The sequence below is a fragment of the Veillonella dispar genome, from assembly GCF_937975875.1.
GTDB classification, from domain to species: Bacteria; Bacillota; Negativicutes; order Veillonellales; family Veillonellaceae; genus Veillonella; species Veillonella dispar_B.
The window spans coordinates 1-10186 of record NZ_CALJSP010000033.1 but is presented as its reverse complement, the minus strand read 5'-3'; the positions used below and the strand labels follow the sequence as shown (position 1 = coordinate 10186).

Genomic DNA, 10186 nt, shown 5'->3' with positions numbered 1-10186 from the left:
GTATTTTCTGTAACGTCACCACTGCCAGCCTCATAAGTAACACCATCGATTTCTACCACCATATGAAAGGTTTTTGCATGGTCGGGGCCACTTTCACTAAGTAGACGATAAACTATATGTTTATCACCATCTCGTTGTACATATTCTTGTAACAAAGTTTTATAATCTTTGCCCCGTTTACCTTCTAAAGCTTGCTTAATATAAGTAATGAGATGCTTTAAAACGAAGTTCATCGCCGTTTGATAATCTGTGGAAATATAGATAGCACCAATGAGAGACTCAAAGGTATCCGCTAAAATAGAATTACGATTATTACCACCGGAAGCACGTTCACCATGACCGAGCAATAAATATTGTCCCAATTGCAAAGAACGACTTACAGATGCTAAAGAATCCTCGCACACTGTAGCGGCCTTAATTTTCGTCAAATTACCTTCGGCCATGTCTGGATATGTCTTAAATAGGTATTCCCCAATAATAAGATCCAAAACAGCATCGCCTAAAAACTCTAATCGCTGATTGTGATTAATATGCTTTGATTTATGTTCATTCGCATAAGATGTATGTGTAAAAGCACAATCTAAAATGGATATATCTGACACAGGTATGTCTAAACGAGCAACAAGCCCATGAAGAGCTTCTTCACGAGCTTGTGTCATCTTACTCTTATGCGCTTCAACAGCTACCATTAGTCTTCATAACGGCGTACGCAAAGTGTACCGTTATGACCACCAAAACCGAAAGAGTTGGAAAGAGCACATTTAACTTGAAGATCACGTGCACCTTCGCGAACATAGTCTAGATCCAAACCTTCATCAGGATTGTCACAGTTGATTGTAGGATGAACTTTACCAGTTTCGATTGCCATCGCCATAACGATAGTTTCGATAGCACCAGCAGCACCTAACAAGTGACCTGTCATGGATTTTGTAGAGTTAACAGCGATGTTTTTAGCATGATCGCCGAATAATTCTTTAATAGCCAATGTTTCATTTTTGTCATTAAGGCCAGTAGATGTACCATGAGCATTGATGTAGTTAACGTCTTTAGGATCGATACCTGCATCTTTAATTGCCAATTCCATACATTTACGAGCTTGTACACCACCTGGAGCTGGTGCAGTAATGTGGTAAGCATCACCATTAGTACCATAACCTACAACTTCAGCGTAGATATGAGCACCACGAGCTTTTGCGTGTTCTAATTCTTCAAGAACAACGATACCAGAACCTTCACCCATTACGAAACCGTCGCGATCGCGGTCAAATGGACGAGATGCTTTTGTTGGTTCATCATTGCGTGTAGACATTGCTTTCATAGCTGCGAAACCAGCTACAGCAGCTGGAGAAACAGCTGCTTCAGTACCACCAGCGAACATGATATCAGCATCACCACGTTGAATGATACGGAAAGCATCGCCAATAGCATTTGTACCGGAAGTACAAGCTGTTACGTCTGTAATAACAGGACCTTTAAGGCCAAGACGGATGGATACACGTGCAGATGTCATATTTGCAATCATCATAGGAACTGCAAATGGACTTACACGGCCAGGACCTTTTTCGAATAATGTTTCATATACTTCATGGATAGAGTCGATACCGCCAATACCAGTACCAACTACAGTACCACAACGATCTAAATCTTGTTTATCTAAATCAAGATCAGCATCTTCACAAGCAAGAACAGCAGCACCGATAGCCAATTCTACAGAACGGTCCATACGACGAGCTTCTTTCTTGTCTACGCCATAGTTTGTAACATCAAAATCTTTTACTTCACCAGCAATACGCGTTGCATATTCAGATGCATCAAAGCGTGTAATTGGCCCAATACCAGATTGACCTGCCAATAACGCATTGTAAAAGTTCTCTTTACCGATACCTACAGGAGTCACTGCCCCTAAGCCAGTAATTACTACACGTTTTTCCAATTATTCCACCTCTTATAGCTATACAGCCCTTTTAAATTAATCAATCTCTGCTACTTGCTGTTTGAGTTGAGCAAAGATATCTTTAACTGGCATAATCTTGTCGACTTTTCTCATATTATTGCCAGAGAACACCAAACCTGTTTCCACATCACCTTGTTGTGCACGAGAAAGAGCGCGGATGATACAGAATTTATGGGAACAATGTTTTAAACAGTTATCACACACCGTTGGAGGTGCTACAGTACCGTCTAATACAGATTCAGCAAATTTATTTTTAATTGCTTGCCCAGGCAAACCTACAGGACTTTGAATCAATACAATATCCTCAGGGTTTGTAGCTCGTACATACATTTTTTTCAATTCGTCAGATGCATTACATTCATCAGAAGCAGCAAAACGACTACCCATTTGAACGCCACTAGCACCTAATTTCAACATTTCTACGATGTCACGACCATCAAGAACACCACCAGCACCAATAACTGGAATGTTTTTAACAGCAGCTACAACTTCCGGAACGATTTCTCGAGCGGAACGATCCGTACCCAAGTGGCCACCAGCTTCGCAACCTTCTACGATTACTGCTGCTGCACCTAAACCTTCAGAAATGCGAGCTAATTTTGCGGACGAAACAATTGGTACAATTGGAGTACCAGATTCTTTGCCCATTGCGAACATATCTCTTGAAAAACCAGCACCTGCTACTACAAGATCAATGCCTTCTTCGATGGCAGTTTTAACTAAGCCAGCAAATTGTGTTGCGGCTACCATCGCATTTATACCAATAATACCCGTAGGTGATAATTTTCTAGCTAATTGTATTTCGTATCGTAATTCATCAAACGGCAAACCGGATGCTGCAATAAGGCCGATACCACCTTCATTTGCAACGGCTGCTGCCAAGCGAGCTGTAGACAATCTAATCGCCATACCACCTTGAATAATAGGTACTTTGGCCACTAGATTCCCAATGCGAAGTTCAGGGAGCTTCACTATCAAATCCTCCTGTAAATAAAACCGGTTGGGAGGCCACTCGGCCTCCCGTGCGGCTGAATTGTCAGCTTTACAGCTTATTTAGCAGAATCAATATATTCTACTGTATCCTTAACGGTTTTAATTTTTTCTGCAACATCGTCAGGGATTTCAACATTGAATTCTTCTTCGAATGCCATGATCAATTCAACGATATCTAAGGAGTCAGCGCCTAAGTCGTCGATGAATGTAGAATCAATGGTAACTTCAGCTTCATCAACGCCTAATTGTTCCACAACGATTGCTTTTACTTTATCGAAAGTGTTCATTGGTGGTTCACCTCCTTTCAAAGTGTATTTATATATAGTCTAATTTTGAAACTACATCACCATACCGCCATCTACATTGATGACTTGGCCTGTAATATAGTTAGCAAAATCGCTAGCAAGGAATGTTGCTACTGTTGCTACTTCTTCAGCATCAGCCATACGGCCCAATGGAATTTCAGCAACCATAGCTTCTTTAACTTTTTCTGGCAATACATCAGTCATATCTGTATTGATAAAGCCTGGTGCAATAGCATTAACAGTAATGCCACGGCTTGCTAATTCTTTAGCACAGGATTTAGTGAAACCAATTACACCAGCTTTAGAAGCTGCATAGTTAGTTTGACCCGCATTACCCATAACACCTACAACAGATGTCATGTTGATAATACGACCAGAACGTTGTTTCATCATGATTTTAGATACTGCTTTAGTTACTAAATATACACCTTTAAGGTTGATATCAATAACAGCATCAAAATCTTCGTCTTTCATACGCATCAACAAACCGTCGCGCGTAATACCCGCATTATTTACGAGAATATCAATGTGACCAAACTCTTTATGAGCTTCTTCTACCATAGAAGCAACTTCTTCAGCATTGGCTACATTGGCTTTAATTTTAATGGCTTTACGGCCTAAAGCTTGTACAGCTTCAACAGTTTCTTGAGCTGCACCTTCGCTACCGCTATAGTTAACTACAACATCAGCACCAGATTGTGCTAAATTAATAGCTACAGCGCGACCAATGCCACGGGATGCGCCAGTTACAATGGCTACTTTACCCTCTAAATGCATTTTATCGAACCCCTTTCAAAAATTCAAGCGTTTTCTCTAAGGATGCAATGTCTTCAACATTGGCTAATTCCATATCTTTATTGATCTTTTTAGTAAAGCCAGTAAGTACTTTACCAGGACCAACTTCAACGAAACGAGTTACACCAAAGTTAACCATTTCAGCTACGCAGTCTTCCCACAATACAGGGTTTGCAGCTTGTGTAACTAAGGATTCTTTAATATCGTTTGCATTAGTCAAAATTTTACCTGTCACATTTGCCACTACAGGAATTTGAGCATCGCTCACTTGGATTTTATCCAACTCTTCTTTTAAACGAAGAGCTGCAGGTTCCATCAAACGGCTGTGGAATGGAGCACTTACAGGAAGCATAACAGCACGTTTTGCGCCTGCTTCTTTCATCTTTTCTGCAGCCGCTTCCACCGCTGCTGTTTCACCAGCAATAACGATTTGACCTGGGCAGTTAAAGTTAACCGCTTGTACAGAGCCAACAGATGCATTAACTTCATCACAAATTGCTACAACTTGTTCACGAGGCAATGCCAAAATTGCTGCCATAGCGCCTTTGCCCAATGGCACAGCTTCTTGCATATATTCACCGCGTTTATGAACAACATATACAGCATCTTTAAAGTTCAATACGCCTGCTGCTACAAGAGCACTATACTCACCAAGGCTATGACCACCTACGATATCAGGTGTAAAACCTTGTTCTTTAAGAACTTCATAGCAAGCTACTGATGCAGTTAAGATAGCCGGTTGTGTGTTAGCAGTTTTAACAAGTTCAGTATCAGGGCCTTCAAAGCACAATTTGGAAATAGAATAACCAAGCGCTTCGTCAGCTTCTTCAAAACGTTGTTTCACAATAGGATACGCATTGTACAAATCTTGTAGCATGCCTACTTTTTGGGAACCTTGACCAGGAAAAACAAATGCCGTTTTCATAAGGGCCTCCTTATTTACCAAGACCTTGAAGATGTTTAATTACAGTTTCAGTTTCAGCCATGATATCTTTGATAATAGTTGCACATGGTTTAACATCTGTTAACATACCAGAGATTTGACCGATCATTACGGAACCTTCTTTTACATCACCATCAATAGCAGCTTTACGAAGTGTACCTGCACCCAAGTTCTCTAACTCTTCTTTAGAGCCACCGCTAAATTCAAGAGATTTATATTTATGTGCCAATGCATTGTCAATGATACGTACAGGGTGACCTGTTGTTAAACCAGTCATAACTGTAGCGCGATCTTTCGCTTTCAACACTGCATTTTTGTAGTTTTCATGAGCAATACATTCTTCGGATAATACGAATCGCGTACCCATTTGTACTGCTTGAGCGCCTAATGCAAAGGCTGCAGCCATACCACGGCCATCAGCAATACCACCAGCTGCGATAACTGGAACATCTACAGCATCTACTACTTGTGGAATCAATGCCATAGTAGTAATATCGCCTACGTGACCACCAGATTCTGTACCTTCTGCGATAATTGCATCAATACCACCGCGCAACAAGCGTTTTGCAAGTAATACGGAAGCAACTACAGGAATTACTTTAGTACCGATTTCTTTTAAAGCTGGAATATACACGCCAGGATTACCAGCACCTGTTGTAATAACAGGAACGCGTTCTTCCACAACTACTTCCATAACTTCTTTAACAAATGGAGACATGAGCATAATATTACAACCAAATGGTTTGTTTGTGCGCTCTTTTAATTTGTGAATTTCATTACGGAAAATATCAGGAGGCATATGACCAGCCCCAATGATACCAAGGCCACCCGCTTCGGAAACAGCTGCCGCTAATTCTGCAGTACCGAGCCAAGCCATACCACCTTGTAAGATTGGGTACTCAATCTGCAATAAATCACAAATGTCAGTCTTAATCATCTTGATGTGTCCTCCTTAATACCATTTCAAGACAAGGCTAGCCCATGTAAGGCCTGCACCAAATCCTGCAAACGCAACATTATCGCCGCGTTTGAAACGCCCTTCACGATTAGCTTCGTCCAAAGCTATCGCTACAGACGCGGCAGATGTATTACCATACTTATGTAAATTAACAAATACTTTTTCCATCGGCATATGTAAGCGTTTTGCAGCCGAATCAATAATACGAATATTTGCTTGATGTGGAATAAAGAAATCCAACTCATTAAGTTCCATTCCAGCTCGTTCTAAAGATTTTAAAACAGTACGCCCCATCGTTTTAACAGCAAATTTATATACTTCAGAACCATCCATATGAATGAATGTTAAACCTTCTTCAATGCGTTGGTCATTGGCAACTACGGCTGTACCACCTGCAGGAATACAAAGAGATGGACCACCAGTACCGTCGGCACCCATATCAACACCTTTAATGCCATAACCTTCAGGGACTTCAGATACTACTGCGGCACCAGCGCCATCACCAAAGAGGATACTTGTACTACGATCGTTCCAATTTACTCGACGGGAGAGAATTTCAGCGCCCACAACGAGCACCTTTTTGTATAAACCGGAGCTAATATAGCTAGCTGCAGTAATCAATCCATATACAAAGCCAGAGCATGCAGCTTGTAAATCATAGGCCGCTGCATTCTTAGCGCCTAAATTCGCTTGTAATACACAAGCGGCTGAAGGAATAATCATATCCGGTGTTAAGGTAGCAAAAATAATCACGTCTATATCTTCAGCACTAACCTTAGCCATTTGCATAGCTTTTTTTGCTGCCTCAGTCGCCATATAGGATGTATTCATACCTTCCGGTGCAATGCGTCGTTCCTCAATACCAGTACGTTCTCTAATCCATTGGTCATTGGTATCAACCATTTTTTCTAGATCAAAGTTTGTTACTACATTGTCAGGAAGGAAGCTCCCAGTACCAATGATTCCAACCGGTTTACTCATCATAGTCATACTTCAAGGCTCCTTCAATATCCATTGTTTCTCTTATGTGTTGAATAATCTTACGCTCTACTAAATCTCCAGCAATTTCAATAGCAGTCTTTATCTCTTTTGATTTAGAGCTACCATGGGCAATCATAAAGACCCCATTAACCCCTAAGAGTGGAGCACCACCATTTTCTGTGTGATCTAAGCGTTTAGCCATTTTTTTCAAAGCTGGCTTTACGAGCATAGCACCTATCTTAGCAAAGATACTCCCTGCCATGATGCTATCCTTTACTAATTGTGCAAGACCTGTTACTAGACCTTCCGCAAATTTAAGTACCACATTACCTACAAAGCCATCGCATACAACAACATCTACGGCCCCTTTAGGAATATCACGGCCTTCAATATTACCTTTAAAATTGATGGTTTTCATACGTTCCAAAATTGGATATGTGGCTAGAACGACATCGTTCCCTTTTGTGGCTTCTTCGCCAATATTTAACAATCCTACTGTAGGATTCTCTTTACCTAATAAAAGTTTTGCATATTCAGAGCCCATCAAAGCACCTTGTACAAGATGTTTTGGTTTACTATTGGAGTTAGCACCTGAGTCTAACATAACAGTAATACCACTCACTGTTGGCATCGGAGTAGCAATAACTGGGCGATCGACCCCTTTAATGCGACCGAGTCCAAACAATGCAGCTGCTACAGCAGCACCTGTGCTACCAGGAGCAATTACGGCATCGCAAATATTATCACGAACTAAAGATGTCGCTACCACAACAGATGCGTCCTTTTTCTTACGCAATGCTTGTCCTGGATGCTCATCCATACCGATGACTTGACTGGCATGATGTACAGAAATGCGTGGATTCTTAGCTTCATTATTAGCTTCTAATATATTAAAAATTTGCTGCTCATCGCCGACGAGCACCACTTCAATGTGTTCATTTGCTCGTACGGCTTCAATGGATCCTAGTACAGTCTCCAATGGAGCAAAGTCGCCACCCATGGCGTCTATTGCAATTTTCATAATCTACACCCTATTCTCTACGGATTCCATAATAAATTTTGCGCGAAATACTTCTTTTATTTTATCTCTTATAATGACCCAAATAAAGAACTTATTACCACGGCGACGCACAATTTCTGCTTTTGCCACCAAATTAGTACCAGCTCCTACTGGGTTTTTATATTTTATATTTCCAACCTCCGCAGAACAAACAGTAGTCCCCATGACTACCTTTGCGAGGGAATTCGCTTGAGCATATAAATACTGTGGTTCTACATATCCAAATCGATCTTCCATGTCTGCAGTAGTGCGCAACATCGATAATGCTTGTTGCCCTTCCGTGACATCAATCAATTCACCAACCACTTCGTACGGTACATGTTCTACCGTTTCTTGTGATTGACCTGTAGCCATGACGCGTATGCGTTCACGCAATTCAGGAATCCCCAACTCTAGCCGATCAAGACGAATAGTTGGCACACTTACATTAAAGTGTGTTGCCAATTCTTCATCAGTAAGAAATGGCGTAATATTCAGTTTTTCTTGTAACTGCTTTTGGCGCTCTTGCTTCTTTAACCGACTCATGGGACCACCTTTTATGACCTAGTATTAATATTACATCCTAAGTATATACAATAATTCCCCTATTGGCAAGGCTTTTCATACATATAGTAACAGATTTTCCTCATATATACTAAATATAGATATTATTTTATATTTAAGTATCGTTTTGTTTATAAAAGTATAAAAAAATGCCACTATTCTACAGCTTTATATTACTATAAAATAGCGGCACTGACTAATGCATATGAAGTATATTAAGTTATATATATTACTAAAAGTATACAAAAGCATACAAAAAAGACGCCTACTACTACAGTAGGCGTCTTTTTTCCGCTCACATATTAAGCATTAGCTACTACTTGCTCACCTTTATAGTGACCACATGTAGGGCAAACACGATGAGGCATCTTAGGTTCGTGGCATTGTGGACATGCTACATAACCAGGAGCTTCTAATTTCCAATTAGCACGACGGCGATCGCGACGGCATTTAGACAATCTACGCTTAGGTACTGCCATTATCTGCACCTCCTTAGTACAATCATTAGGACAATCTATCATCTTTCTCATCAAGCAAAGCACGTAACTCTGCAAATCGAGGATCCACCACAAAGGATTCACAAGAACAAGGTGAAACATTTAAATTTGCTCCGCAATGAACGCACAATCCTTTGCAATCATCCTGACATAACACTTGAGAGGGCTCATTGATGATTAATGTATCCCTAATTAGTTCGGTTAAGTCAATTTCCTCTCCATCGAAAGGAATCACATCTTCAGCAGCGTCTCTAGAATCACTAAAGATTTCCTCAAAGGAATCCTTACGATCATGCTCTGTTGTAGTTAAACAACGAGAACACTCGTAATCACCTTTAGACTCTATCGAACCTTGAACGATGTAATTTTGACCATCAAACCAAAACTCACCATTAATGGTTATATCATGACGGCTCCAAGGAAAAGCAGTTACGTCACCAAGCTCAGAGGTTGGTATCGTATAGCTATAAGGAAATTTCTTTCCTATATGTTCTTTTGCTTGCTCTACTTGCAGTTTCATAATCTTACCTCGACTCATAATATTATAAACATGACATAGTGCTTTGTCAAATAAAAAAGACTATCTTAAGCGGACTCAAGATAGTCTTTTTGGTAAGTCAATTACATTTTTTCGAATTGGTCTTTACCAACACCGCAAATTGGGCAAACATAATCAGCTGGTTGATCTTCGAATTTTACGCCTTCAACAGCTTCGTCATAAACCCAACCACATACTACGCATACGTATTTTTCCATGAGTATTTCCTCCTTCACTTGAAAATTATTGTTTAATATTTATCTTTTATAATTCAGATACTCTATCTGTAATGTAGTATATCAAAGATATCGAAACTTTTCAATACTCATTTTCTTAATTTCTCATTTTTCTAATATTTAAAAAGCATATATAATATGCGGATTTGTGCTACATTATAATTTGAAATGTATTATCATTTAGACCGATTATGACCTAAATTTACCTCAATCCCTTTCCCTATTGCTACTTATCTGTCAATATATCTATTAATATAAATAATGGCCATTATTATACCGATAGTTTTTAAAGTATTAACTAAAATCAGACCTAAGGTGTACATAATTTAGCCTTTCTGTTACCATTGATGATTTCAAAGAGTGCGGTCATCGCCTTAGGATTA

Annotated in this window: 13 protein-coding genes; all 13 read right to left on the bottom strand. The window is 39.9% G+C overall.

Translation table 11 applies throughout. The features are described 5' to 3' along the window. Positions 1-689, bottom strand: a 689-nt coding sequence (rnc, locus tag Q7P05_RS01380) for a ribonuclease III (RefSeq protein WP_303930146.1), incomplete at its 3' end; no start/stop codon positions are given. Then, complete coding sequence (fabF, locus tag Q7P05_RS01375) at positions 689-1933, bottom strand: beta-ketoacyl-ACP synthase II (RefSeq protein WP_295805447.1); 1245 nt, start codon at positions 1931-1933, stop codon at positions 689-691. The genes fabF and rnc, both read right to left, overlap by 1 nt. Positions 1934-1969: 36 nt before the next feature. Further along, a complete protein-coding gene (locus Q7P05_RS01370) occupies positions 1970-2926 on the bottom strand; it encodes a nitronate monooxygenase family protein (RefSeq protein ID WP_005386972.1) in 957 nt (318 codons plus the stop codon). Positions 2927-3003: 77 nt separating this feature from the next. Further along, on the bottom strand, positions 3004-3234 hold the full coding sequence (locus Q7P05_RS01365) for an acyl carrier protein (protein ID WP_004693441.1): 231 nt from the start codon (positions 3232-3234) through the stop codon (positions 3004-3006). Between the two features lie 51 nt (positions 3235-3285). Continuing rightward, positions 3286-4029 carry a 3-oxoacyl-[acyl-carrier-protein] reductase gene (gene fabG / locus Q7P05_RS01360; RefSeq protein WP_303930145.1) on the bottom strand — a complete coding sequence of 248 codons (744 nt, stop codon included), beginning with the start codon at positions 4027-4029 and terminating at the stop codon, positions 3286-3288. A 1-nt stretch (position 4030) separates the two neighbouring features. Next, positions 4031-4972 carry an ACP S-malonyltransferase gene (fabD, locus tag Q7P05_RS01355; RefSeq protein WP_295793493.1) on the bottom strand — a complete coding sequence of 314 codons (942 nt, stop codon included), beginning with the start codon at positions 4970-4972 and terminating at the stop codon, positions 4031-4033. Between the two features lie 10 nt (positions 4973-4982). Beyond that, positions 4983-5927 carry an enoyl-[acyl-carrier-protein] reductase FabK gene (gene fabK / locus Q7P05_RS01350; RefSeq protein WP_303930144.1) on the bottom strand — a complete coding sequence of 315 codons (945 nt, stop codon included), beginning with the start codon at positions 5925-5927 and terminating at the stop codon, positions 4983-4985. A 15-nt stretch (positions 5928-5942) separates the two neighbouring features. Beyond that, positions 5943-6938 (bottom strand): beta-ketoacyl-ACP synthase III, encoded by a 996-nt coding sequence (locus Q7P05_RS01345; protein WP_060924752.1) that lies wholly within the window; start codon positions 6936-6938, stop codon positions 5943-5945. Further along, a complete protein-coding gene (gene plsX / locus Q7P05_RS01340) occupies positions 6922-7950 on the bottom strand; it encodes a phosphate acyltransferase PlsX (protein ID WP_295793499.1) in 1029 nt (342 codons plus the stop codon). Before plsX ends, Q7P05_RS01345 begins: the two co-directional genes overlap by 17 nt. Before the next feature lie 3 nt (positions 7951-7953). Beyond that, on the bottom strand, positions 7954-8514 hold the full coding sequence (gene fapR / locus Q7P05_RS01335) for a transcription factor FapR (RefSeq protein WP_005386980.1): 561 nt from the start codon (positions 8512-8514) through the stop codon (positions 7954-7956). Positions 8515-8834: 320 nt separating this feature from the next. After that, positions 8835-9011, bottom strand: coding sequence for a 50S ribosomal protein L32 (rpmF, locus tag Q7P05_RS01330; protein ID WP_004693428.1), 177 nt, complete (start codon positions 9009-9011; stop codon positions 8835-8837). 25 nt (positions 9012-9036) lie between these two features. After that, positions 9037-9549 (bottom strand): DUF177 domain-containing protein, encoded by a 513-nt coding sequence (locus tag Q7P05_RS01325; protein ID WP_295793519.1) that lies wholly within the window; start codon positions 9547-9549, stop codon positions 9037-9039. Positions 9550-9650: 101 nt separating this feature from the next. Then, positions 9651-9785, bottom strand: a complete 135-nt coding sequence (locus Q7P05_RS01320; RefSeq protein WP_004693422.1) for a rubredoxin — start codon at positions 9783-9785, stop codon at positions 9651-9653. Positions 9786-10186 lie beyond the last annotated feature (401 nt).

What these genes read in the sequence shown, in the direction of transcription:
- Q7P05_RS01365 (WP_004693441.1), bottom strand. Translation starts at nt 3,234, where the DNA reads ATGAACACTTTCGATAAAGTAAAAGCAATCGTTGTGGAACAATTAGGC.
- fabG (WP_303930145.1), bottom strand. Translation starts at nt 4,029, where the DNA reads ATGCATTTAGAGGGTAAAGTAGCCATTGTAACTGGCGCATCCCGTGGC.
- fabD (WP_295793493.1), bottom strand. Translation starts at nt 4,972, where the DNA reads ATGAAAACGGCATTTGTTTTTCCTGGTCAAGGTTCCCAAAAAGTAGGC.
- fabK (WP_303930144.1), bottom strand. Translation starts at nt 5,927, where the DNA reads ATGATTAAGACTGACATTTGTGATTTATTGCAGATTGAGTACCCAATC.
- Q7P05_RS01345 (WP_060924752.1), bottom strand. Translation starts at nt 6,938, where the DNA reads ATGACTATGATGAGTAAACCGGTTGGAATCATTGGTACTGGGAGCTTC.
- plsX (WP_295793499.1), bottom strand. Translation starts at nt 7,950, where the DNA reads ATGAAAATTGCAATAGACGCCATGGGTGGCGACTTTGCTCCATTGGAG.
- fapR (WP_005386980.1), bottom strand. Translation starts at nt 8,514, where the DNA reads ATGAGTCGGTTAAAGAAGCAAGAGCGCCAAAAGCAGTTACAAGAAAAA.
- rpmF (WP_004693428.1), bottom strand. Translation starts at nt 9,011, where the DNA reads ATGGCAGTACCTAAGCGTAGATTGTCTAAATGCCGTCGCGATCGCCGT.
- Q7P05_RS01325 (WP_295793519.1), bottom strand. Translation starts at nt 9,549, where the DNA reads ATGAAACTGCAAGTAGAGCAAGCAAAAGAACATATAGGAAAGAAATTT.
- Q7P05_RS01320 (WP_004693422.1), bottom strand. Translation starts at nt 9,785, where the DNA reads ATGGAAAAATACGTATGCGTAGTATGTGGTTGGGTTTATGACGAAGCT.